The 26020-nt window shown below is 41.9% G+C and carries 16 protein-coding genes, 2 tRNA genes and 3 rRNA genes; 13 read left to right on the forward strand and 8 right to left on the reverse strand.

Annotated elements, in window-relative coordinates; all coding sequences use genetic code 11:
* The first annotated feature begins 93 nt into the window (after positions 1-93).
* Entirely contained in the window at positions 94-420 is a 327-nt protein-coding gene (locus BLU33_RS18435; RefSeq protein WP_091376433.1) for a hypothetical protein, read from the forward strand.
* A gap of 92 nt (positions 421-512) precedes the next feature.
* On the opposite strand, the gene BLU33_RS18440 is transcribed toward BLU33_RS18435, so the two are convergent.
* A complete protein-coding gene (locus tag BLU33_RS18440) occupies positions 513-1493 on the reverse strand; it encodes an acyl-ACP desaturase (protein ID WP_091376436.1) in 981 nt (326 codons plus the stop codon).
* A gap of 339 nt (positions 1494-1832) precedes the next feature.
* Here BLU33_RS18440 and BLU33_RS18445 point away from each other — a divergent pair, with 339 nt between their 5' ends.
* Positions 1833-3179 (forward strand): sensor histidine kinase, encoded by a 1347-nt coding sequence (locus BLU33_RS18445; RefSeq protein WP_091376438.1) that lies wholly within the window; start codon positions 1833-1835, stop codon positions 3177-3179.
* 341 nt (positions 3180-3520) lie between these two features.
* Positions 3521-3703, forward strand: coding sequence for a hypothetical protein (locus tag BLU33_RS25340; RefSeq protein ID WP_091376441.1), 183 nt, complete (start codon positions 3521-3523; stop codon positions 3701-3703).
* Positions 3704-3781: 78 nt separating this feature from the next.
* On the opposite strand, the gene rrf is transcribed toward BLU33_RS25340, so the two are convergent.
* The 5 genes from rrf to BLU33_RS18475 form a co-directional block, all read right to left on the reverse strand.
* Positions 3782-3893: ribosomal RNA gene (rrf, locus tag BLU33_RS18455) — 5S ribosomal RNA — on the reverse strand.
* Positions 3894-4158: 265 nt separating this feature from the next.
* Positions 4159-7037, reverse strand: a 23S ribosomal RNA gene (locus BLU33_RS18460).
* Between the two features lie 272 nt (positions 7038-7309).
* Positions 7310-7383: transfer RNA gene (locus BLU33_RS18465), tRNA-Ala, on the reverse strand.
* A gap of 92 nt (positions 7384-7475) precedes the next feature.
* Positions 7476-7550, reverse strand: a tRNA-Ile gene (locus BLU33_RS18470).
* Positions 7551-7853: 303 nt separating this feature from the next.
* A 16S ribosomal RNA gene (locus tag BLU33_RS18475) occupies positions 7854-9375 on the reverse strand.
* Together the 16S, 23S and 5S rRNA genes with 2 tRNA genes alongside form the textbook arrangement of a ribosomal RNA operon.
* 1016 nt (positions 9376-10391) lie before the next feature.
* Here BLU33_RS18475 and BLU33_RS18480 point away from each other — a divergent pair.
* The 9 genes from BLU33_RS18480 (at position 10392) to BLU33_RS18525 (ending at position 20463) form a co-directional block, all read left to right on the forward strand.
* Complete coding sequence (locus BLU33_RS18480) at positions 10392-11321, forward strand: outer membrane protein assembly factor BamD (protein WP_091376444.1); 930 nt, start codon at positions 10392-10394, stop codon at positions 11319-11321.
* 12 nt (positions 11322-11333) lie between these two features.
* Positions 11334-11672 carry a DNA-directed RNA polymerase subunit omega gene (locus BLU33_RS18485; protein WP_091376447.1) on the forward strand — a complete coding sequence of 113 codons (339 nt, stop codon included), beginning with the start codon at positions 11334-11336 and terminating at the stop codon, positions 11670-11672.
* 107 nt (positions 11673-11779) lie between these two features.
* Positions 11780-12982: a bifunctional phosphopantothenoylcysteine decarboxylase/phosphopantothenate--cysteine ligase CoaBC gene (gene coaBC / locus BLU33_RS18490; protein WP_091376451.1), complete on the forward strand. Its 1203-nt coding sequence runs from the start codon at positions 11780-11782 to the stop codon at positions 12980-12982.
* Complete coding sequence (gene porD, locus BLU33_RS18495) at positions 12979-13875, forward strand: type IX secretion system protein PorD (RefSeq protein ID WP_091376454.1); 897 nt, start codon at positions 12979-12981, stop codon at positions 13873-13875. The genes coaBC and porD overlap by 4 nt, the downstream gene beginning before the upstream one ends.
* 815 nt (positions 13876-14690) lie before the next feature.
* The gene (locus BLU33_RS18505; RefSeq protein ID WP_091376460.1) at positions 14691-15065 is read left to right on the forward strand and encodes a BlaI/MecI/CopY family transcriptional regulator; all 375 of its coding nucleotides are present in this window, start codon (positions 14691-14693) and stop codon (positions 15063-15065) included.
* A gap of 11 nt (positions 15066-15076) precedes the next feature.
* Entirely contained in the window at positions 15077-17002 is a 1926-nt protein-coding gene (locus BLU33_RS18510; protein WP_091376463.1) for a M56 family metallopeptidase, read from the forward strand.
* A 48-nt stretch (positions 17003-17050) separates the two neighbouring features.
* Positions 17051-18775, forward strand: a complete 1725-nt coding sequence (gene recN, locus BLU33_RS18515; protein WP_091376466.1) for a DNA repair protein RecN — start codon at positions 17051-17053, stop codon at positions 18773-18775.
* Positions 18776-18789: 14 nt separating this feature from the next.
* Positions 18790-19566 carry a serine aminopeptidase domain-containing protein gene (locus BLU33_RS18520; RefSeq protein ID WP_091376469.1) on the forward strand — a complete coding sequence of 259 codons (777 nt, stop codon included), beginning with the start codon at positions 18790-18792 and terminating at the stop codon, positions 19564-19566.
* Between the two features lie 81 nt (positions 19567-19647).
* Positions 19648-20463, forward strand: coding sequence for an enoyl-ACP reductase FabI (locus BLU33_RS18525; protein WP_091376472.1), 816 nt, complete (start codon positions 19648-19650; stop codon positions 20461-20463).
* A gap of 165 nt (positions 20464-20628) precedes the next feature.
* Here the strand turns inward: BLU33_RS18525 and BLU33_RS18530 are convergent, their stop codons facing one another.
* Positions 20629-21018 (reverse strand): hypothetical protein, encoded by a 390-nt coding sequence (locus tag BLU33_RS18530; protein WP_091376476.1) that lies wholly within the window; start codon positions 21016-21018, stop codon positions 20629-20631.
* A 180-nt stretch (positions 21019-21198) separates the two neighbouring features.
* Positions 21199-23733, reverse strand: a complete 2535-nt coding sequence (locus BLU33_RS18535) for an ATP-dependent Clp protease ATP-binding subunit (RefSeq protein ID WP_091376479.1) — start codon at positions 23731-23733, stop codon at positions 21199-21201.
* Positions 23734-24265: 532 nt separating this feature from the next.
* Between BLU33_RS18535 and ettA the strand changes: the two genes are divergently transcribed.
* Positions 24266-25948: an energy-dependent translational throttle protein EttA gene (ettA, locus tag BLU33_RS18540; protein ID WP_091376482.1), complete on the forward strand. Its 1683-nt coding sequence runs from the start codon at positions 24266-24268 to the stop codon at positions 25946-25948.
* The last annotated feature ends 72 nt before the right edge of the window (positions 25949-26020 follow it).

A 26020-nucleotide genomic window follows, 5' to 3' on the forward strand; every position in this document is an offset into this window, starting at 1 on the left:
CCTCTTTTTACTTTGCGTAATAAGGATGTGTGCTTTATCTGAAACAATATTATTAAACTTTCGGTTGTAAATAAATATAAAAAGACAGTTTATATGAAAATCATCACATTGCATAAGCCTGTTAATATAAACAGCCTTTATAATCATCTTCAGCAAAACTTAACCCCGCTGTTTCGTAAACAGCGTGACAGCAATATCGATTTTTTAATTGAGAACAAAGGCGACACTATTGAAATATCTCAACCCGGGGTATATGAGGACATATTGTTCAGCATAGCCATAAATGCCGATGAGCTATGGATAACACGCTCCGAACATTATGTTGATGATGTTAACTCGTTAACACTGGAATCAATACTGAATAGTTTATTCGAGAATATATCGGGTAATGGAGGGACGGATCTGGTGTTAGAGGGATGAGAACCAGGATTTTTGGGATTAAACGGATTTATAAGATGCAAAAAGTACATCCCGTAAATCCTTAAAATCTAATAAATCCTGGTTCGGAATTTTTAGGAGTTTATCCAGCTAAACTTATATTCCAGCATTGGGTTTTTCATTCTATCGGCAACGCGCAGTAAACGATCAGGAAGGTTCATGATATAATCACGCGCTTTTTCGCCGGTTTCGTTTAAGTCGGGCATATCTGCAATGTGCCAGTCTTCGATCAGTTCTTTCAGTATATCAACATAGTCAATTGCGGTGTATATACCCAAGCGTTGTGCCGCATCGGTAAAATGACCAAAGGTTTGGCCTATTTTTAAGCCTACTTCACGTAAAAAGTGTGCAGGCATCACAATTTTCTTCCGCATCATATCCTCAAAGGCCAGCATAGCGCCATTAGGATCAACCTCAAAAACCTTCTCTATAAAATATTTGTAAGCTTTAGCATGGCGGGCCTCATCAGATGCTATAACACCGCACATTTTTGACAGCAGCGTATCGCCATCCTTTTTAGCCTGCGATGCTACACGACGGTGCGAAATATTGGTTGCCAGCTCCTGAAACGATGTATATATAAAGTTACGGTATGGATCATGCCCGGTACCTATATCAAAACCATCGGCTATCAGGTATTGGGTTGATATTTCCATCATGCGCATGTTTACACGGCCTGATAGGTAAAGGTATTTGTTTAATAAGTCGCCATGACGGTTTTCTTCAGCTGTCCAATGGCGGTTCCATCGCATCCAACCACCTTCTTCATCGTCGGATACATTCTGAACCATGGCCAGCCATGATTCGTAACTAGGCAAAGCCTCTTCGGTAATAGTATCGCCAATTAAAACGGCAACCAGGTCGTATGATAAACCCTGTGCACTTTCCTGCAGTTCTTTTATCTCTGTAAAGAAATTATCTTTTGAAGCATCGGGTAAAAAGTCTGATGGTTGCCAAATGGTATCAATGGGCTTCAAGTATTCATTCATCTTTTCGAGCATGAATTTCTCGATATGAACCATTACTTCCCGTCTTTTATCTTCAAAAAATTTCATAACAAATAGTATGCATCAAATGTAGTTATTTTAATATTAATAAATATACCCTTAGCTATGTTCAAAGCCTCATTTTTAAGGGTATTAGTTAAACATAATAGCATACCTTTTGTTAGTTAATTTCTTTCCAACTACGTATTAATCTGAAAGCTATTTTCACCACCATCTTATCGGTATAGGCAATATTCTATTTCTTGATATGACTTTTTAATATTTACTGCTTGAATTTTTAATTTCTATATAAATATAATTTCATTAAACATTAATTTTCATGTATTTTTAGTCACGTTAACCAATTATAACCCTAACTGATTCTTTTTATATTTTCAATAAATCAGAATGTTCATCCAAGTAACTAAAGAGGAGTTCTCGACAGAAATATTAAAAAAAGCCTGGCACCAAACAAACATTATTGTCTTCACAATTGCACTGCTCTATCCCTTATTATGCGTTGTTGATTACCTATATGTACCCGCTTTATGGTTACAGTTTTTTATAGTTCGTTTGGTTATAAGCTTGGCTATTTATGCGCTGCATGGTCTCTTCCAACGCAAGCAGTATGATTACCGGTTATTGCTGCATATATCCTTATTGCTTATATCCATAACATCGGCTGCGTTATGCTCCCTGGTAAATATTGGTCAATTGAGTCTTTACTTTTTATTGTATTCACTGATCATACTATTTTTTAACCTGCAGGTTTTCTGGGAACCTGTAAATTCCATTATACAAGCTTTAGTAGCATTTTTACTGATATTGATATGCTATAAGGCTTTTAGTCATTACGATCTTAATCTTTTTATCAGTAAAGGCGGACAATTTTTTGCCCTAACGACTGCCCTATCGTGCCTTATACCAAATGCCCAGTATAGAATAACTGAGCGTTATATCAACTCCCGCATCCTTATAGAAAAATCAACAGACCTGCTTAAGGAGCAACGCCATGATCTGAACGAAAAGGATAAGCTAATTGATTTGCAATATGAGCAATTGCGTAAGCTAAACGACCATAAAAACAGCTTTATTAATATTGCCGGCCATGACCTTAAAAACCTGATCGGCTCTATTATTATGAGCAGCGTTTTAATACAGGAAGAAAATTACAGGTTAAGCACTGAGCAGAAAGAGTATATCAATTACATTACTGAATCTGCCGATAAGATGCAGTACTTGTTAAGCAAACTGGTAAATGTAAAAGAAATCGACTCGAATGAGATCAATTTTAACCTGGAAATCTTTGATATTAATACGGAGGTGAACCAGGTTGTTAAAGGTTTAAATGAAACGGCGCTAACCAAAAATATAAACCTGGTTAATAACATATCAAACAGGCCTTTACATGTTAGGCTCGACAAGGTGTTTGCGGGCCAGGTGTTCCAAAACCTGTTATCAAACGCTATTAAGTTTTCACAGTTAAACAATACGCTGTTAGTTACCACAAGTTTACAGGCGCAAAAATTTGTGTTCGAAATTATTGATGAAGGCGTAGCCATCGGTCAGCACGAGTTAGACTGGATGTTTGATAAATTGAAAACATTAAACGATGCTTCAACATCAAAAGAAAGCAGACTGGGCCTTGGCCTCTCCATAGCCAAGCTCATGACCAAAGAAATGGGTGGCGAATTAAGTTATCGTAGCAATGCCGATGGTAACTATTTCAGGGTGGAGTTTTTTGCCATGAATTAATATGTTAATGTTTCCTTTCAGGGCGTTTCCCGCTATGCAGCGGGCCGGGCTGTTCACTCATACGGCTACAGGCCTTAAGCTCGGCCGATGCTTGAGACCCTCACTTGGCCGGTATCCGTTACCATCCCTAACGCGAACTTATAAATCACGCCGTCCTGCTGTCCCCCGCTGACGCAAGCGTCCCGCTTGTGGCCCGCATGCAATTTAGCCGCATTGCAATAATTAATTTGTTATACGCCTGGCTACCTAAACGCGTACCACAAGCGGGACGCTTGCGGTAGCAACAGGGTTAGAACGCCTGGCAACACCTGCCGATAAACAAAAAGGTATTGATCTGGGCGATGTGCTGGCCTAAAACCGGCCAATCCTATGGGCAGGGGAAAACGGCCGGACAAACTATTAATGATAATCCTCCTAACCGTCATGCCGAACTTGTTTCGGCATCTCACCTGCATGGTCTGCGATCTGTATTCGGCTCTGCTAATGGGGTGCTGAAACAAGTTCAGCATGACGGGGGGTGTTGACACAAAAGCCCCAAAACGCAGAAACCCCTCAATCTATTCGATTGAAGGGTTCTGGATTCACAGCGCTAGGCTGATAAGATTGGGCACCGACCTACTCTCCCACATTTTACTGCAGTACCATCGGCTCTGGCGGGCTTAACTTCTCTGTTCGGAATGGGAAGAGGTGGACACCGCCGATATAGGCACCTGAATTTCTTTTAGTCATTGGTCATTGGGTCATTAGTCATTACTGACTGATGGCTATAACCATAACTTATTTTTTATTTGTTTGTATTGGCTTTTGTTATTATGCTTAGTTCTAATGACTAATGACACAATGATTAATGACCACAAACAATGACATATTATTGAAAGAAGTAAATAATTAAGAGAAAACAACAATATAATTTATTCAATTATCTGTTTGTTGGTTGTTCGTGAGCGGTCCATTGCTGAACCACTCACTATTTTCCATCACGAAGAAAGCTTCGGGCAATTAGTATTACTCGGCTATGATGTCACCACCTTTATACCTGTAACCTATCAACGTAGTAGTCTGCTACGACCCTCAATGGAAGTCTCATCTTGTGGCTAGTTTCGCACTTAGATGCTTTCAGCGCTTATCTATTCCCAACGTAGCTACTCTGCAATACAGCTGGCGCCATAACAGATTCACCAGAGGTTAGTCCAACCCGGTCCTCTCGTACTAAGGTCAGCCCCACTCAAACTTCCAACGCCCACAACAGATAGGGACCGAACTGTCTCGCGACGTTCTGAACCCAGCTCGCGTGCCACTTTAATGAGCGAACAGCTCAACCCTTGGGACCTTCTCCAGCCCCAGGATGTGACGAGCCGACATCGAGGTGCCAAACCTCCCCGTCGATATGAGCTCTTGGGGGAGATCAGCCTGTTATCCCCAGCGTACCTTTTATCCTTTGAGCGATGGCCCTTCCATGCAGAACCACCGGATCACTATATCCGTCTTTCGACCCTGATCGACTTGTCTGTCTCACAGTCAAGCAAGCTTATGCTATTGCACTCCGCGTACGGTTACCAAGCGTACTGAGCTTACCTTTGAAAGCCTCCGTTACCTTTTTGGAGGCGACCACCCCAGTCAAACTACCCGCCAAACAATGTCTCCCTCATGAAGGGATTAGACACCAAATACAGAAAGGGTGGTATTTCAACGTTGACTAACCGACTCCTAGCGAAGCCGGATCACAGTCTCCCACCTATCCTACACATCCTGTATCCGATATCAATGTTAAGTTGTAGTGAAGGTGCATGGGGTCTTTCCGTCCCGTTGCGGGTAACCGGCGTCTTCACCGATACCACAATTTCACCGAGCTCATGGCTGAGACAGCGCCCAGATCGTTACACCATTCGTGCAGGTCGGAACTTACCCGACAAGGAATTTCGCTACCTTAGGACCGTTATAGTTACGGCCGCCGTTTACCGGGGCTTCGATTCAATGCTTCGCCTTGCGACTAACATCCCCTCTTAACCTTCCGGCACCGGGCAGGTGTCAGGCCATATACGTCATCTTTCGATTTTGCATAGCCATGTGTTTTTGTTAAACAGTCGCCTGGGCCTTTTCACTGCGGCTTCATTGCTGAAGCGCCCCTTCTCCCGAAGTTACAGGGCCATTTTGCCGAGTTCCTTAGCCATGATTCACTCGAGCACCTTAGGATTCTCTCCTCGACTACCTGTGTCGGTTTACGGTACGGGTTTTTATAACCTGAAGCTTAGCGGGTTTTCTTGGAAGTCTGATTACCTGAACTATCCTCTTACCCGAAGGCTCAAGGTACTATCAGCTTTCAGCAAGAGTCACGGACTTACCTGTGTCTCCTATACCTACGGCCTTTAACGAACTATTCCGTCAGTTCGCGTCAGTGTCACTACTCCGTCACCGCATCGCAGTTATAAAAAGTACTGGAATATTAACCAGTTGTCCATCGGCTACGCCCTTCGGCTTCACCTTAGGCCCCGACTAACCCTGATCCGATTAGCGTTGATCAGGAAACCTTAGTCTTTCGGTGGGCGGGTTTCTCTCCCGCCTTATCGTTACTTATGCCTACATTTGCTTTTCTACTCTCTCCACAGTTGCTTGCCGCTCCTGCTTCACCGATAGTAGAATGCTCCCCTACCAGATGCATTACTGCAAATCCATAGCTTCGGTATACCACTTAATGCCCGTTTATTATCCATGCCCGATCGCTCGACTAGTGAGCTGTTACGCACTCTTTAAATGAATGGCTGCTTCCAAGCCAACATCCTAGCTGTCTGTGCAATCGGACCTCGTTAGTTCAACTTAGTGGTAATTTGGGGACCTTAGCTGATGGTCTGGGTTCTTTCCCTCTCGGCCCTGGACCTTAGCACCCAGAGCCTCACTCCAGCGTATATTAATAAGCATTCGGAGTTTATCTGGATTTGGTAGGATTTGACTCCCCCGCACCCAATTAGTAGCTCTACCTCTTATTAACTCAACCGCCAGGCTGTTCCTAAAAACATTTCGGGGAGTACGAGCTATTTCCCAGTTTGATTAGCCTTTCACCCCTACCCACAGATCATCCGGAAACTTTTCAACGTTTATCGGTTCGGTCCTCCAGTACCTGTTACGGCACCTTCAACCTGTCCATGGGTAGATCACAAGGTTTCGCGTCTACCCCCTCTGACTATACGCCCTTTTCAGACTCGCTTTCGCTTCGGATCCGTGTCTTAAACACTTAACCTTGCCAGAGAGGAGTAACTCGTAGGCTCATTATGCAAAAGGCACGCCGTCACGGAACATGTCCGCTCCGACCGCTTGTAAGTACACGGTTTCAGGTTCTATTTCACTCCCCTGTTCGGGGTTCTTTTCACCTTTCCCTCACGGTACTGGTTCACTATCGGTCTCTCAGGAGTATTTAGCCTTACCGGATGGTGCCGGCAAATTCCCACAAGGCGTCTCCGACCTCGCGGTACTCAGGATACCACTATCCTATTATCCATTACCCGTACGCAGCTCTCATGCTCTATGGCCGGGTTTCCCACCCCGTTCCGGTTTTGTTTAATATTCATGTTGTGGTCCTATAACCCCGGCTATGCCTTAACATAGCCGGTTTGGGCTGTTTCCATTTCGCTCGCCACTACTCTGGAAATCACTGTTGTTTTCTCTTCCTCTGCTTACTTAGATGTTTCAGTTCAGCAGGTTCGCGCATTTATGCAACTATTCTTCAAATAGTTAGGTTTCCCCATTCGGAAATCCGCGGATCAATTCATATTTGCTGATCCCCGCGGCTTATCGCAGCTTATCACGTCCTTCATCGCCTCTGAGAGCCAAGGCATCCCCCGTGTACCCTTTCTTACTTTCTTCTACTATACCGCCTTTTGCTCGGTATGTATGCTTTTTTCGATATGATTGTCGTGTCTCCTTACTTTGTTGTTGGTTCTGTGTTGTAGGTTGTAAGTATAAATACCTGCAACTTTCAACTCATAACTTTCAACTCGTAATTCAACAGCCAACAACCGTCTCTATACTGTTGTCTTCTCTTTTTAATTACTTCTTCCAATATGTCAAAGAACGTGTCCCCTTGCTTTACAGCAATTTGCATGATATCCTATCCCTTTCAGGAAACGGAGGGCGTGTGGAGAATAACGGATTCGAACCGTTGACCCCCTGCGTGCAAGGCAGGTGCTCTAGCCAGCTGAGCTAATCCCCCTTAAGATTTAGTCTTAAGCCCTGAGTCTTTAGTCTTAAGCCGACTTTCGACTTTGAACTTCCAACTTCAGACTTGCAGCGTAAGCTGCTATGTAGTCCCGAGCAGATTTGAACTGCTGACCCCTACATTATCAGTGTAGTGCTCTAACCAAACTGAGCTACGGGACTTTATTTAGTTTGCAGCTCTGAGTCTCAAGTTCTCAGTCTCGAGTCTTTTATGACTTTCGACTTACGACTCCCGACTGCTTACTGCCAACCTTGTCCTGTACCTTTATTCAAGTCACAGCCACTGATGGCTTCATCTTTTGGGTTTTCCTTTTGTGTGTTTATTAATGAGTGAGTGGTGAGTAGTGAGCGGTGAGTGGGTTTAACCATTCTCCTATTCAACTATTCAACTATTCAACCAATAATTTAAGAAATAATCATGTAACGAGCTTGTTCTGATTGTTTGGAATGGTGAACCTGCTCCAGAAAGGAGGTATTCCAGCCACACCTTCCGGTACGGCTACCTTGTTACGACTTAGCCCCAGTTACCGACTTTACCCTAGGACGCTCCTTGCGGTTACGCACTTCAGGCACTTCCAGCTTCCATGGCTTGACGGGCGGTGTGTACAAGGCCCGGGAACGTATTCACCGCATCATTGCTGATATGCGATTACTAGCGAATCCAACTTCACGGGGTCGAGTTGCAGACCCCGATCCGAACTGTGAACAGCTTTTTGAGATTGGCATCCTGTTGCCAGGTAGCTGCCCTCTGTACTGCCCATTGTAGCACGTGTGTAGCCCCGGACGTAAGGGCCATGATGACTTGACGTCGTCCCCTCCTTCCTCTCTATTTGCATAGGCAGTCTGTTTAGAGTCCCCACCTTAACGTGCTGGCAACTAAACATAGGGGTTGCGCTCGTTGCGGGACTTAACCCAACACCTCACGGCACGAGCTGACGACAGCCATGCAGCACCTAGTTTCGTGCTCCGAAGAGCTGATTCGTCTCTGAATCATTCACTAACTTTCAAGCCCGGGTAAGGTTCCTCGCGTATCATCGAATTAAACCACATGCTCCTCCGCTTGTGCGGGCCCCCGTCAATTCCTTTGAGTTTCACCCTTGCGGGCGTACTCCCCAGGTGGAATACTTAACGCTTTCGCTTAGACGCTGACCGTATATCGCCAACATCGAGTATTCATCGTTTAGGGCGTGGACTACCAGGGTATCTAATCCTGTTTGATCCCCACGCTTTCGTGCCTCAGTGTCAATAAAACCATAGTAAGCTGCCTTCGCAATTGGTGTTCTGTGACATATCTATGCATTTCACCGCTACTTGTCACATTCCGCCTACCTCTAGTTCATTCAAGCCCGTCAGTATCAAAGGCACTGCGATAGTTGAGCTACCGTCTTTCACCCCTGACTTAACAGGCCACCTACGCACCCTTTAAACCCAATAAATCCGGATAACGCTTGGATCCTCCGTATTACCGCGGCTGCTGGCACGGAGTTAGCCGATCCTTATTCTTACCGTACATTCAGCTATCTACACGTAGATAGGTTTATTCCGGTATAAAAGCAGTTTACAACCCGTAGGGCCGTCTTCCTGCACGCGGCATGGCTGGTTCAGGCTTCCGCCCATTGACCAATATTCCTTACTGCTGCCTCCCGTAGGAGTCTGGTCCGTGTCTCAGTACCAGTGTGGGGGGTCATCCTCTCAGATCCCCTAAACATCGTAGCCTTGGTAAGCCGTTACCTTACCAACTAGCTAATGTTCCGCATGCCCATCTTCACCCTATAAATATTTGATTATTAAATAATGCTATTCAATAATGTTATGCGGTCTTAATCTCTCTTTCGAGAGGCTATCCCCCTGGTGAAGGTAGGTTACATACGTGTTACGCACCCGTGCGCCACTCTCATGGAAAGCAAGCTCTCCAATCCCGTCCGACTTGCATGTATTAGGCCTGCCGCTAGCGTTCATCCTGAGCCAGGATCAAACTCTCCATTGTAAAATGTTTTGTTTGTTCACTGACCCTATTATTAATAATAGAATCTGTATATAAAATTATTCTTTTTACAGATCCACCTTCCTTATTTTGTAATCAGATCACTCTTAACTTCCAGTCCGGTTGCCCTTCCCTTTCGTACCGAGCTTTCCGCTACGTTACATGATTTTCTATTTCTTAAAAGAACTTTAGCGCCTCGCCCTCACGGTTCGGCTTTTATATTTTTCCCCTGTTTTACCAGGATCAAATTTCAATTTTGTGTCTCAGGATTCGCTCCTGATCTTTCGTTAAAAACGCCCGTTTGTTTTGGGACTGCAAAGGTAAGAACCTTTTCTTAATTTGCAATTTTTATTTTAACTTTTTTTTCTCTTGTCAGAACTAATATTGTTCCCGTTTTACCGGGCTGCAAAGGTAATAACCTTTTCCTATTTCACAATATTTATTTTAACTTTTTTTTCACCCCCTAAAAGCAACATCGCGTTACCCTTTTTTGCGGGCTGCAAAGGTATGAAGAGTTTTGAATTATGCAAAGCCTGCGCAACTTAATTCAGCACAAAAGTTATAACGCTTTGCAAATCAGCCTGAAAAATTTCAAACTAAATACACTTTAAACAGTATCCTGCAAAACCTGCTTAGTGAATATCATACCTGTATAGTATATATGGTATTTATAAGGTCAATTATCTATAATATATGGCAGCTATATATTAGCTACTGATAAATACGGTATATTAATATATAGACAAAGATCTGCCCTGGTTTACCGGTGCTCTTTATATTATATATACAGGTGCCCTTTATATACTATATATACAGGCACTCCTTATATAATAACTATAGTATATATATGGCAGGCCTTTCAGCGTTGTATAAATGATCAGCTCATATAAGCATCGTCCACTAAAAGTTAAAAGATGTTAAATACCATTATATATAGGCCCGGAACAAAAAAGGCAGTATATATTAGCCGTTAAAATAAATTAATTGACTGATTTATATTATTCAACTATCTTTGCACGATGTTTAAAAAACAACTACCCCTATTAGGGGCTATTTTAATTGTATTAGTACTTGCATTCGGAAGCTGTAAAAGCAAATTTGAAAAGCTGAAAGCAAGTAATGATTATGCCAAAAAATACAAGGAAGCTATAAGGCTTTATAACAAAAGGGATTACAGTAAAGCACTGGAATTATTTGAAACCCTGGTACAACGTTACCGCGGGCAAAGCCAGGCTGAGGACCTTTATTATTACTATGCCTATACTAACTATAAACTGAAGGATTATACTTCGGCCAGCTATCACTTTAAAACATTTGCTGATACTTACCCAAGCAGTACCCGAGCCGAGGAGTGCCGATTTATGTCGGCCTATTGCCATTACCTGGATTCGCCGATCTATTCGCTTGATCAGGAGAACACGTTAAAGGCTATTGAGGCATTGCAATTGTTCATTAACCTTTATCCTAAGAGTGAACGTGTGGCCGAGGCAAGTAAGCTGATCCAAAACCTGCGCGATAAACTGGAGCAGAAAGCATATGAAAATGCCAAGCTATATTTAACTATAGGCGATTATCAGGCTGCAACTATAGCATTTGGTAATGCTTTACGCGATTATCCGGATACTAAATATGCTGAGGATATGGAATACCTTACCATACAGGCGCAATACCAGTATGCAAAAAAGAGCAGGGAGGATTTTCAGGAAGATCGCTTTACACAGGCCATTGTTGATGCCGACCAGTTCACTGAAAAGTATCCAAAAAGTAAAGACCTTGCTGAGGTTGCTACCCTGCGAAAAGAAAGCGACCGCGGTATAGTACAAGCCAAGAAAGTATTGGCAGAAGCGCTAACAGACGAGCGACTGGCCAGAAAACTAGCTAAAAAAGACACAACTAAATCTCAGCCTCCATCAGAGAAAGGGAACGATAATCAGAAAATACCAAATTAAAAAAAGATTGATATGAGTGCTAACGCTAATAATACCAAGCCTGCTGTAGCAAGCAGCACAGTAACCCGCGATTTACGTGAGTTAGATGTTGAAACAGGGAACATTTATGAGTCTATCGTAATTATGTCAAAAAGAGCCAACCAGCTTTCAAACAACATAAAAGAAGAATTGCATCAAAAACTTTCAGAATTTGCTTCATCTAACGATAACTTAGAAGAGATATTCGAAAACCGTGAGCAAATTGAAATATCTAAATATTACGAAAGACTGCCTAAACCATCATTGGTAGCAGTTCAGGAATTTTTAGATGGTAAAGTTTACTACCGCAATCCGGCTAAAGAGCAACAATAATCCCCAGCCCCTAAAGGGGTTGTAAAAAATTCATGAAACTCCCCATCAGGGGAGTTTTTTTTGTTAGTTTTAACTATTATTCCCCCTTTAGGGGGTTAGGGGGCTTTATGCTTGAGAATAAAAAGATTGTTTTAGGCATCTGTGGCAGTATAGCAGCTTATAAATCGGCTACACTGGTGCGTTTACTGATTAAAGCCGGAGCCAATGTGCAAGTAGTGATGACTCCCGAAGCTACCGACTTTATTACTCCCTTAACACTCTCCACCCTATCAAAAAACCCGGTACTGGTTGATTACTTTACGCCCGAAACAGGCGAGTGGAATAACCATGTTGAGCTGGGCCTATGGGCTGATCTTTTCCTGATAGCCCCGGCAAGTGCCAATACCCTGGCAAAAATGGCCGGCGGCCTTTGTGATAACCTGCTTACCGCCATATACCTGTCGGCTAAATGTCCGGTATACTTTGCCCCTGCTATGGACCTGGATATGTGGAAGCATTCGTCAACAGTAGAAAACGTTGACAGGCTGATATCATTTGGGAACGTATTGATAAAGCCAGGTAATGGTGAGCTGGCCAGCGGGCTGCACGGTGAGGGCCGGATGGCTGAACCTGAAGAGATCATCGATTTTATATCCGCAGATTTAAAAAAGGGACTCCCTTTGGTTAATCAAAAAATACTGGTTACCGCCGGGCCTACTTATGAGGCTATTGATCCTGTACGCTTTATCGGCAATCACTCATCAGGTAAGATGGGCTTTGCTATCGCTGATGAATTGGTTAAACTGGGGGCCGATGTTGTACTGGTTACCGGGCCTACGGCGCAAGTTAGCCATCAGCGGGCTGTTAAACGTGTTGATGTAACCTCTGCTGCGCAAATGCTGGCAGCCTGTGAGCAATATTATGCTGATGTAAAAGCCTGTATCATGAGCGCTGCGGTTGCAGATTATACTCCCGTAAACGTTGCTGATCAGAAAATAAAGAAACAAGGCAGAAATCTTAATATCGAACTAAAAACTACCGTTGATATTTTAAGAACATTAGGCGAAAAGAAACACGCTGACCAATACCTGGTAGGTTTTGCCCTTGAAACTAACGACGAAGAGCAAAACGCTATACTGAAACTAAAAAAGAAAAACCTTGATTTTATTGTATTAAATTCGCTTAACGATACCGGAGCGGGATTTAAAGGCGACACCAATAAAATAACCATTATTGACAGTAATCTGCAAAAAACTATATACGACCTTAAAAGCAAGGATGAAGTGGCCCTCGATATCTGCAATAAACTCGTTGAACTAATAAAAGGATGAAGACATTAAGCATTTATATCTTGTTGATTTGTTTAAGCTATGCAGCTACCGCGCAAGATCTGAATGCGAGGGTTACGGTCCTGTCCCCAAAAATTCAAACCACCAATAAGCGGATCTTTGACCAGCTGTCGACCGCCATGAAGGATTTTTTGAATGGCCGTAAATGGTGTGCCGATCCTATTTTACCCGAAGAACGCTTTGATTGTAGTTTTGTACTAACCGTTACCAGTTGGGATGGCAACAACAGCTTTAGCGGCGAATTACAGGTGCAATCCTCAAGACCTGTCTTCAACTCATCATACTCCACCAGCCTGCTTATAGTTAACGATAAGGATATTGATTTCACTTACGACCAGGGGCAAACCATTGATTTTAGCGACCAAACATTTACCAGCAACTTAAGTTCAATAATGGCCTTTTATGCTTATACAATTATAGGCATAGATTATGACAGCTTCTCCAGGTTTGGTGGCAGTCAATATTTTACCGCTGCACAAAACGTGGTTAACAACGCACAAACATCGTCATACAAAGGCTGGAAAGCATTTGATAATAACAACGTGAGCAGGTATTGGCTCGCAGAAAACCTTAATAACAAAACCTATTTGCCCTTACGTAGTGTGATGTATGATTACCATCGTAACGGGCTTGATGTAATGGCTGATAATGCCGGCAAAGGGTTAAAAGTTATTTCAGGCTTGCTACCCCAGCTTACCCAAATTGACCGCACACGTTTAGGCGCCATGTTCCCGCTGGTATTTTTTACTGCTAAGAGCGATGAACTGGTGTCCATATTCAGCAAAGCCGAATCACAAGACAGGCTTCAGGCCATGAATATCCTTAACCAGGCTGATCCGGCTAATGGTAATAAGTACCAGACGTTGCAGAAGTAAGGGAATCAAGATTTATTGGATTTTAGGGATCTCAGGATTTTTAACTACGCGTCCTTTTTATCCACACGTCATTGCGAGGAACAGCCTTTCCCGAACTTGTTTCGGCAAAGCAATCCCCAACATGTTTGCTTATCTGTTGAGTCGCATAGTATCGCTCATAGCCGCTAAGGCCTATTTCTTTTGTCTTGATACAAAAGAAACAAAAAATCAAGACAAAAAGATCCTTCCACCCACAGGCAAAACACCCAGGCCCGCGCTTTTTGTCAGGCCTTTACCCGCTCTTAATTACGGTTCATTTAAAGTATCTCTTCCTATAAAAGGAATAGTGAAGTTCCTTTTCAGTCAGTAGAACAGCTTCGGGTGAAAGCAGGCAAAACAATGATGGCCTTGTGCGTGGCAGGGCATAGCAGATTTTTACTGAAGCGTGGAACATGTGCGTAGCGACAGCAGGGTAAAATATAGCAGCCCAGGTTTTGCCTGATTTGCAGGGCAAAGGCCCCGTGCGGCAAAGAAGCATTTCTAATGACTTGATTTTTTGCTACCTTTTGTATCAAGATAAAAGTAGTAGCCTCCGCGGCAATGAGCGGCTGCACATGATAGGTAAACGACTTGCATTACCATTCTGTGGGGGATTGCTGTCCAAAAACAAGTCCGGAAAGGCTGTTCCTCGCAATGACGCGCGTATATTTAATACCTTCATCCACTGTAACATCTCCAAATTTCCCACGTCTATTTGTTAAAAAGTGTGAAATAATTTGCACATACGAAAACTATCGTACATATTTGTACGAAGAAATTCGTAATAGATAAGAGAGATGGAAATAAAACCAACAGAAAGCGAGCTGGAAATACTGCAGATAATTTGGGAAAAGGGTCAATGCACTGTACGTGATGTACATGAAGTATTAGCCAAAACCAAGGACGCAGGTTACACCACTACCCTTAAGCTGATGCAGATAATGCACGATAAGGGTTTGGTAGAACGTGATACATCAGCCAAAACACATTTATATAAAGCTTTAATTACGCGAGAGCAAGCACAGAATACTGCTTTAGATAAAATTATATCGACAGTGTTTAAAGGCTCTACTTCGCAATTGATCATGCAGGCGCTGAGCAGCAATAAATCGTCAAAGGCAGAGCTGGACATGATAAAGGATTACCTGGATAAACTGGAAAAAAACAATTAATAATTAACACAATGATAACGAGCATTCTTATTAACGCCCTGGGCCAGGCCATATTCGAATCATTCGGACAAGCCTTATTGATCTACATCGGTTTGCAATTGTTTTTTCAATTGTTTCCGGGTATAGGTTCAAACTATAGGTATGATATTAATTATTTAGGTCTGACTATAATCACCTGCTGGTTTTTGGCTAACCTGGTAAAAATATATGTGCATGATGCATCTCTCCCGCATTACAGCATGCTACTATATAATAGCGGCTTGGTACATGATACCAAAAATCTGCCTACCCTATTGCAGCAAGCCGAAAGCTTTATTATAAAGTATGCCCAGTATATAACCGGCTTGTACATGATCGGACTGATGTTGCACTCCTTTAAGTTATTGGGCGGCCTGGTAAACATTCACCAGATCAGGAAGCAAAAGAACCTGTCGGCCGATAGTGAATGGTCGGCGAAAACAGATACACTGGTTAAGAACCTGGGGATAGTGAAAAAGGTATCGCTCTATTTTTCGGAACATATACAAATACCACTTACTATAGGGCACTTTAAACCGATAGTTATATTCCCGCTGGCACTCATAAATAATTTGGATACCGACCAGGTGGAGGCCATATTATTACATGAATTGGCACATATTAAACGCCATGATTACCTGCTGAATATTTTGCAGTGTATTATGGATACCATTTTATGCTTCAACCCTTTTGCGTGGCTCATATCAAAAAACATACGGGCAGAACGCGAATATTGCTGTGATGACATGGTAGTTGATGCTGAGTACAACAATTTCACCTATTCAAAAGCGCTGTTCATCATCGCGCAGCAAAACAAACAGAACTATGCGCTGGCCATGGCGTCGGCAAATACAAATAAATATCCCTTATTAAACAGAATTAAAAGATTAAACACAATGAAAACAAACGATTCACTCCCCAAATTTCACCTGCTGGTTGTTGTAGCAGTTGCGGCAATTGGCGCTTTACTGGCCTGGGGAATACCACAATATAGTGTAGCCAAAACAACATCACACAAAATGACAAAAACTGCAGTTTATCATTTAAGTCCGCCCGCAGCACCGGCACCGCCCGCAGTAGCTATTGAGGTACAACCAGTTGCACCAGCACCTCCTCCATCTCCAAAAAAGATAATGGTATTCCATATTGATACCGTTGCGGATGTACATATAAACGACACCGCAAAGCGAATTAAAAAGTTTAGCATTATAATGGATGATGATAAAGGCAACAGGAAAGAATATCATTCGGTTAATGAAATGCCTGAATCGGTTAAAACTGAGTTTTTAAAAGAGAATGAAGGCTTTGGTGATATGGACAGTGCTAAAATTGCCTCGATCAAAAAACTAACTAATAGCCCGGAGTGGAGAAAACAAATGCTTGACATGAAGATTCAGATGGACAAGCAATTCAATAACCCGCAATGGAAAAAACAGGTAATAGCTATGCAAGTTGAGGCCAGAAAAATGGCTATAAAGGCAAATAGTCCTGAATTTAAAAAGCAGGTTGCTAAAATGCAGGCAGAAGCTGATAAAATAAAAATCCAGTTCGATAGCCCTGAATTTAAAAAGCAGATGGAAGACATCCAGGTGCAGATAAAAGATCAAGCTAACAATCCGGAGTTTAAAAAGCAGATGGAGGACATGCAGATAAAAATAAAGGCACAGTTTGACAGTCCGGAATGGAAAAAACAGGTGAAAGATATGCAAAAACAAGCCATCATTATCAGCAAGCAGGTTAACAGCAAAGCATGGAAAGTACAGGTTGATGACATGAAAAAACAAAGTGAGGAAATGGCTAAAAAATTTAATGATCCTGAGTTTAAAAAGGAGATGGAAGACATGCAAAAGAAAATAAAGGATGATATTGATCGCGACATGAAAAAGGCAGATGAGGACAGTACAAAGAGTGGAAACTAATAAAGCCTAACAAAGTAATTTGTATTTTAGCGTTCTTATTTTAACGCTATGCTCCAAAGGCTTTCTATTAGTAATTATGCTTTAATTGACAATCTCGAGATCAGTTTTGATAAAGGATTGAACATACTTACAGGCGAAACGGGCGCGGGTAAATCTATTATACTTGGCGCCCTTTCCCTTATTTTAGGTGCTCGTGCCGAGAGTCGCTACTTTTTTAATCAGCAAAAAAAATGTGTGATCGAAGGATCATTTAAGATAGAAGGATTTCATTTGAAATCCTTTTTTGAGGATAATGACCTTGATTACGAAACTGAAACCGTTTTAAGGCGTGAGATCTCTGCCGATGGCAAATCAAGGGCCTTTGTAAATGACACCCCGGTAAACCTTACTACCCTAAAAGCTTTAGGCGAAAAACTGATAGACATTCACTCGCAACATGCTACGCTGGAGATCAATGATCCCGATTTCCAATTGCTGGTTGTTGACTCCGTTGCCAAACATGATGGTTTGCTGAATGATTACCGTACTAAATTCAAGGCTTATAAAAGGTCCATCAGTAAATTACAGCAGTTGATTGATGAAAGCGACAAAGCAAAAGCCGACCTTGATTATTACCAGTTTCAGTTTGATGAGCTGGAAAAGGCAAACCTTGCTGCTGATGAGCAGGAAGCACTGGAGCAGGAATTATATACACTGAACAATGCCGAAGAAATAAAACGTAACCTGGCAGGTGCTAATTATTTGATGAACGAGGGCGAAACCAGCGCTATTCTACAATTGCGCGAGGCCGGGCATCAGTTGTCAACACTTGAAAAATTCAATTCTGAGATTACAGAGCTGCACCAGCGTTTAAATAGCGCTATCATCGAACTAAAAGATATAGCGGTAGAAATTGAAACCATCGAACAGCGCACCCATACCAATGAGCCCCGCGCCGAAGAGATCAATACCCGCCTGAGCCTGGTTTATACCCTACAAAAAAAACATCGGGTAAATACAAATTCGGAATTATTGCAGATCCAGGATGATCTGTCAGAAAAAATACAACAAGCCGTATTTGGTGACGAAGCGATAGAAAAGCTACAAAAGCAACTGGATACTGATAAAAAAGAGTTAGAACATCTAGCTGCTGAACTATCTGCCAATCGTTCAAAAGTTATCCCAACTATTGAGAAAGAGATATTAAGTACATTGGCTGAAATGGGAATGGCGAATTCGAATTTGCAAATTGAAAAGGCCCCCAAACCCCCTAAAGGGGAGTTACAGCAGTCGGCTAATCTTTTTGCAGATACCAAAGGACATAACTCCCCTTTAGGGGGTTTGGGGGATTCAGGTGCTGATGTGATCCGCTTCCTTTTCTCTGCCAACAAAGGCCATTCCCTTGCAGAGATGAGCAAAGTAGCATCGGGTGGTGAACTATCAAGGCTGATGCTCAGCATTAAGTCGCTGGTGGCGCAAAACACTGCCTTGCCGACTATTATTTTTGATGAGATTGATACAGGAGTATCAGGCGAGGTAGCCAATAAAGTTGGGCAGATAATGGAACATTTGGCCGGAAACTTACAGGTGATCACCATAACCCACCTACCTCAAATAGCCAGCAAGGGCCAGAGCCATTACTTTGTTTATAAAGATGATGAAGGCGCAATTACCAACACCCGTATTAAACAACTAAACGAACAGGAACGTGTGCTGGAAATTGCCAAAATGCTGAGCGGTGATAAACCAGGTGAGAGCGCGTTGCAAAATGCGAGGGAGTTGCTGAAAGCATAACAAAGAACCCTGTTATGAAACATAAATTACTATCAACTTTATTAGCGGTGCTTGTATTTGCCGGGTGTAGTACATCTAAACACCAAGCAAAACCCATTAAGTTTGACACTTATATTAATGGTATAATCACCCGCATAGATACCATGACATTTACAGATAGTTCGCGCGGGCGGGATATACCAATAGCTATATATTATACAGCCCATACATCACCAAAAAAACTGGTGATACTCAATCCAGGTTATGGCGGTACAAAAACCGATTACGGTTACATAGCTGTTAACCTTGCCAACAACGGCTATATGGTGGTTACAATTCAGCATGATCTGCCTGGTGATACGCCCATACCAACAACAGGTAACATTTATGAGCTAAGAAAACCATTTTGGGATACGGGGGTAAAAAGCATATTTTTTGTGGCTGCTAAAATAAAAGCGATGTATCCGCAACTTGATTATAAGTACATTGCATTAATCGGCCATTCAAACGGTGGCGATATGGCAATGCTTATCGCCAATGAATACCCGGGTTTTGCCAAAATTGTAATAACACTTGATAACAGGCGAGTTCCTTTTCCACGTGCATCAAAACCTAAAATATTCTCCATCCGCTCAAGTGATCAGCCAGCGGATCTAGGCGTGCTGCCATCAACAGAGGAACAGGAAAAGTACCATATAAAAATTGTAAAGGTAAATGCCACACACAACAACATGGGTGGCATGGATGAAACAGACGCGCAAAAAACGGAGATCAATTCCCTCATTATAAATTACTTAAATAGCAACAATTAGCCAGCAATGCATATTAATACTGCGCATTGTAATCGAACATAAATAATTATAACTTTACCGCCTATAAACAAAATTCAAAACATGGCTTATAACTTATTAAAAGGCAAAAAAGGAATTATTTTTGGCGCATTGGATGAGAACTCCATCGCCTGGAAAACAGCTCAGCATTGTTATGCCGAGGGTGCCGAAATAGTATTAACCAATGCCCCTATTGCTTTGCGTATGGGCACTATCAATAAACTTGCCGAAGAGATCAATGCCCCGGTTATCCCTGCGGATGTTACCAATGCTGATGATATTACCAACCTTTTCGTAAAAGCTAAAGAGCATTTTGGCGGAGGTGTTGATTTTATACTGCACTCGATAGGTATGAGTATTAACGTGCGCAAAAACATTCCTTATACCGAAAATAATTACGATTTCACCCACAAGGGTCTTGATATTTCAGCTATCAGCTTACACCGTGTATTGCAGATTGCTATGAAAGAAGATGCTATTAACGAATGGGGATCAGTTGTGGCGTTAACTTATATTGCTGGTCAGCGTGTGTTCCCTAGCTATAATGATATGGCGGATGGTAAAGCGATGCTGGAAAGTATAGCACGTAACTTTGGTTATTTCTATGGCGTTGAGAAAAAAGTACGTATCAATACAGTATCACAATCACCAACCCGTACTACTGCAGGTTCAGGCGTTAAAGGTTTTGACGGATTTATCAGCTATGCTGAAAAAATGAGTCCACTAGGTAATGCATCGGCTGATCAATGTGCTGATTATTGCGTAAGCCTGTTCTCTGACCTTACCAAAATGGTTACCATGCAAAATCTTTTCCACGATGGCGGCTTCTCATTCACCGGAGTTTCTCAAGCTGTTATTGAGCAAATGGAGAAAGAGTAAGTTAGTTGACTGGTTAATTAGTTGATTAGAGATTAATTGAATTTTAGTTAAGTAGTTAAAAAATTAATTACCAAAAGAAAAGCCCTGATTGTATCAGGGCTTTTCTTTTGGTAATTTTTAACTGTAGCAACTAATCTCTAATCAACTAGTCATTATTCAACTAAATTAGTTAGATGGAACGACTACAATTTTTGTACCTAATGCAGGCGGAACCGAAATAGTTTGTGCACCATTAGCTGATTGAGCATATAGCGTTATAGTACCACCGTCATTTGTATAAGTATATGATACATTATTATATACTTCCGGGATTTGCTCATAGCTTTTACCACCATCAAATGTAAAATAGATCAGAATACCATCTGATGATAAACCAAAATTACCTTTGGCTGGTGTAATTGATGCAGTGTAATTTAACCCATTATCCGTGGTAGACCAATCTGTTGAGGCCAGAGTGGCATATGATGTTTGATTAGGTACTACCGCGTAGTTTTTAGTGCACGAGCTCGCTAATAACGCTCCGCTGATTAACAATAAGAATAAGATTTTTTTCATAATAATAGAATGCTTAAGTTTTAATATAGACCAAAGTTCCGCAAAAAGGTTTAAAAAAGGTTTATATTTTTTGTTGCATTTTTTTACTAAACCTCAATTTTAACATAATTTAACGTTTTTGCAACAAAAAAAATGCCCGTTAAGTTATCAACGGGCACTTTTTTTATGTAAAGTATTTAATTATTTCTGTTCTTCTTCTTCAGGCTTTTTCTTTTCCCCTTTTCTGTCGACGATCTTTATTTCGTTGGCTTCTTTGTCATAATCCACTTCCATAGTATCACCTTCACTAAGTTCACCTTTCAGAATTTCTTCAGCAATTGGATCTTCCAAATATTTCTGGATAGCACGTTTTAACGGACGGGCCCCAAATTGCGAATCATATCCTTTCTCAGCAATAAATTCCTTAGCGCCAAGGGTAAGCTCAATTTTGTAACCAAGACTGTTAACCCTGCTAAACAGGTAAGCCAGCTCGATATCGATAATTTTGAAGATCTCGTCCTTACCTAATGAGTTAAACACGATCACATCATCAATACGGTTCAGGAATTCAGGAGCAAAAGCGCGCCTTAAAGCATTTTCAATAACACCTCTTGAGTGTGCATCAGCCTGGTTGGTTTTGGCATTGGTACTGAAACCTACACCCTGACCAAAGTCTTTCAACTGACGTGCACCAATGTTTGATGTCATGATGATGATGGTATTCCTGAAATCAACCTTACGGCCTAATGAATCAGTCAACTGTCCTTCATCCAATACCTGTAACAGTATGTTGAATACATCAGGGTGAGCTTTTTCAATCTCATCAAGCAATACTACTGCGTATGGTTTACGGCGTACTTTTTCAGTAAGCTGTCCGCCTTCTTCATAACCCACATAGCCCGGAGGCGCTCCTACCAAACGTGATACTGCGAATTTCTCCATGTACTCACTCATATCTATCTGTATCAGCGCATCCTCGGTATCAAACATAAAACGGGCAAGCTCTTTGGCAAGCTCAGTTTTACCAACACCGGTTGGACCTAAGAATATAAATGAGCCAATCGGTTTTTTTGGATCCTTTAAGCCTGCACGTGTACGTTGTATAGCGCGGGTTAATTTTTTGATAGCCTCTTCCTGACCAATGATCTTTCCGCCAATGGTTTCAGACATGTTCAGCAATTTCTGGCTATCAGCCTGGCCAACCTTTTGTACCGGTATGCCGGTCATCATGGCTACAACTTCAGCAACATTATCTTCAGTTACAGTGTAACGTTTTGATTTTGTTTCTGCTTCCCATACTGCTTTAGCCTGGTCAAGTTCTTCAAGCAGGTGTTTTTCAGTATCGCGGAGCTTAGCTGCTTCCTCATATTTCTGGCTGCGAACAACTTTATTTTTCTCAACCTTGATCAGCTCTATCTTTTGCTCAATATCCAAAATATTCTGCGGAACATGGATATTGGTTAAGTGAACGCGTGATCCTGATTCATCTAAAGCATCTATCGCCTTATCAGGTAAAAACCTGTCAGTAATATACCTGGTGGTTAAAGCAACGCAGGCATTAATAGCTTCGGGAGTATAAGTTACACCGTGATGTTCTTCATATTTTTCTTTGATCCTGTTCAATATCTCGATGGTTTCATCAGGAGTAGCAGGCTCAACCATTACCTTTTGGAAACGACGGTCTAAAGCGCCGTCTTTTTCAATGTACTGGCGGTATTCATCTAATGTTGTAGCGCCAATGCATTGGATCTCTCCACGTGCCAAAGCCGGTTTAAACATATTCGATGCATCAAGCGAGCCAGAAGCGCCACCTGCGCCAACTATGGTATGGATCTCATCTATGAATAAAATTACATCCGGAGATTTTTCCAATTCGTTCATTACCGCTTTCATGCGTTCTTCAAACTGGCCACGGTATTTAGTACCTGCAACCAATGAAGCCAGATCAAGCGTAACCACACGTTTGTTAAACAACACGCGTGATACTTTGCGCTGTACAATGCGTAAAGCCAAACCTTCGGCAATAGCTGATTTACCTACACCAGGTTCGCCTATTAAAATAGGATTGTTCTTTTTACGGCGCGATAAAATCTGCGATACGCGTTCAATTTCTTTTTCACGACCTACTATCGGATCAAGGCGGCCATCTTCAGCAGCTTTTGTTAAATCGCGGCCAAAGTTATCCAGCACAGGTGTTTTTGATTTTATGTCAGATACTTTTTTAGGCTGGCTAAAAGAGTCATCTTCCTTAAATTCATCTTCACCCCCTGTAGGTGAGCCAGGCATTTCGTCGGTCACATCATTTTTGTGTGATTCAACTTCGCCTTTAAAGATCTCGTAGTTAACATTAAACTGCATTAGTATTTGCGATGCGATGTTATCTTCATCACGTAAAATAGACAGCAGCAAATGCTCAGTACCAATTACATCACTTTTAAATATTTTAGCTTCAAGGTAAGTTATCTTCAATACTTTTTCTGCTTGTTTAGTTAATGGGATGCTTCCGATATGTACATTAGTGCCTATTGTGCCTTTAACGGCGTCTTCAACGGCGCGGCGCAACTTGGCGGTATCAACGGTTAACTCCTTAAGTAGTTTAATAGCTACACCGTCTCCATCGCGTATTAATCCGAGTAAAAGGTGTTCTGTACCAATATAATCATGCCCAAGGCGTAAAGCCTCTTCCCTGCTATATTGAATAACATCCTTAACCCGCGGCGAAAATTTAGCTTCCATATATACCTTTCTGATTTTAGTACGTCACTAATTTAATAAATTGTTTTATTAATAATGGCGTGTTTCTTTACACTTATCAACAATATTGTTGCCAACTTTTATAACTATAATAAAACAGACATTATTATGATGCGCAATCTATTATTTTAGTTACCATTCAAAGAATTTTTATTTACAAAAACATTTACAAATGCGTTTTTTGACAATGTTTCAATAAGTTATATATTTTCGAGTATAAATACTTCAAATAGTTTAACCTGTTAAGCATTATTTTCCCCAAATACGCCAAATGTGGAATAGCTTATACAGCAATATGACATTTAGGCATAAATCATACTGTCATAATAAGCACGCCTAATTATATATACGTAAGAAGTAGACGATTTGATTTACTGAGCGTGAAATATTTATTCAAGATTAACTGAATATAAAGATACCTGTTGATTATCCCTTTACCCAATAATTAATTTAAAGCTTTACCCGTTGTAAATTATCTATATTAATAGATATTTGCCTTTACAAAATATTAGTAATGGCAGACGAGAAGATTATATTTTCAATGGCCGGGGTTAGCAAGATCTATCCTCCGCAAAAAACAGTATTAAAGAATATTTATCTGTCGTTTTTTTATGGCGCCAAAATCGGCGTTATAGGTTTGAACGGCTCCGGTAAATCATCGTTATTAAAAATAATAGCAGGCATTGATAAAACCAATATAGGCGAAGTAGTTTTTTCGCCCGGATATACCGTAGGCTACTTAAGCCAGGAACCTGAGCTTGATCCCAACAAAACCGTACGCGAGGTTGTGGAAGAAGGTGTAAGCGAAATAACCGCTTTATTAAAGGAGTACGAGGAGATCAACGAGAAATTTGGTTTGGAGGAGTATTACAGCGATGCTGATAAAATGGATAAGCTGATGACCCGCCAGGGTGAACTGCAGGATAAAATTGATGCCGTAAACGCCTGGGAACTGGACACCAAACTGGAGCGTGCCATGGATGCGCTGCGTTGCCCGGAACCCGATACCAAAATAGCGGTACTATCGGGCGGTGAGCGCCGCAGGGTGGCATTATGCCGTTTGTTGCTGAAAGAACCTGATGTTTTATTGCTGGATGAGCCTACCAACCACTTAGATGCAGAGTCGATAGATTGGCTGGAACAACACCTTAAACAATATAAAGGTACCGTTATAGCCGTAACCCACGACCGCTACTTCCTGGATAACGTTGCCGGCTGGATATTGGAGCTTGACCGCGGCGAGGGTATCCCTTGGAAAGGTAATTATTCATCATGGCTCGACCAGAAGGCTAAACGCCTGGCGCAGGAGGATAAAACTGAGAGTAAACGCCAGAAAGCTTTGGAGCGTGAGCTGGAATGGGTACGCATGGGGCCAAAAGGCCGTCATACCAAATCAAAGGCCCGTTTATCAAATTATGATAAATTAGCATCGGAGGAAACTAAGGACAGGGAAGAAAAACTGGAACTATTCATTCCGCCTGGCCCACGCTTGGGTAATATAGTGATCGAGGCCAACGGCGTAAGTAAATCATACGGCGATAAGTTATTGTTTGATAACCTGAACTTCTCTTTACCACCGGCAGGTATAGTTGGTATCATCGGCCCGAATGGTGCGGGTAAAACCACCCTATTCCGCTTAATTACCGGGCAGGATCAGCCTGATACAGGCACTTTCCGTGTAGGTGATACCGTGGCTTTAGGTTATGTTGACCAGTTGCATGACGACCTTGACCCCAACAAATCTGTTTGGGAAAACGTAACCGGCGGTTTGGAAACCATTATGGTAGGCAATCGCCCGCTAAACTCACGCGCTTATGTATCCCGCTTTAATTTTAATGGTGCTGATCAGCAAAAAAAGGTTGGCGTACTATCAGGCGGTGAGCGTAATAGGGTGCATTTATCCATCACGCTAAAAAAAGGCTCTAACGTATTATTACTGGATGAGCCCACCAATGATATTGACGTAAACACGCTCCGCGCTTTGGAAGAAGCATTGGAAAACTTCGGCGGCTGCGCAGTAGTGATCAGTCACGACAGGTGGTTCCTTGATAGGATCTGTACACATATACTTGCATTTGAAGGTAACTCACAGGTTTATTTCTTCGAAGGGAATTATTCGGATTACGAGGAGAACAGGAAGAAACGCCTGGGGGATATTGCGCCGAAAAGGATCAAGTATAAGAAGTTGACGGTGTAAGATTAATCTTGTAAAGACAGACTTACGAAGTTTTAAAAACTTCGTAAGTCTTTTGCATCATTAAGAACAATA

It is taken from the genome of Mucilaginibacter mallensis (assembly GCF_900105165.1).
GTDB classification, from domain to species: Bacteria; Bacteroidota; Bacteroidia; order Sphingobacteriales; family Sphingobacteriaceae; genus Mucilaginibacter; species Mucilaginibacter mallensis.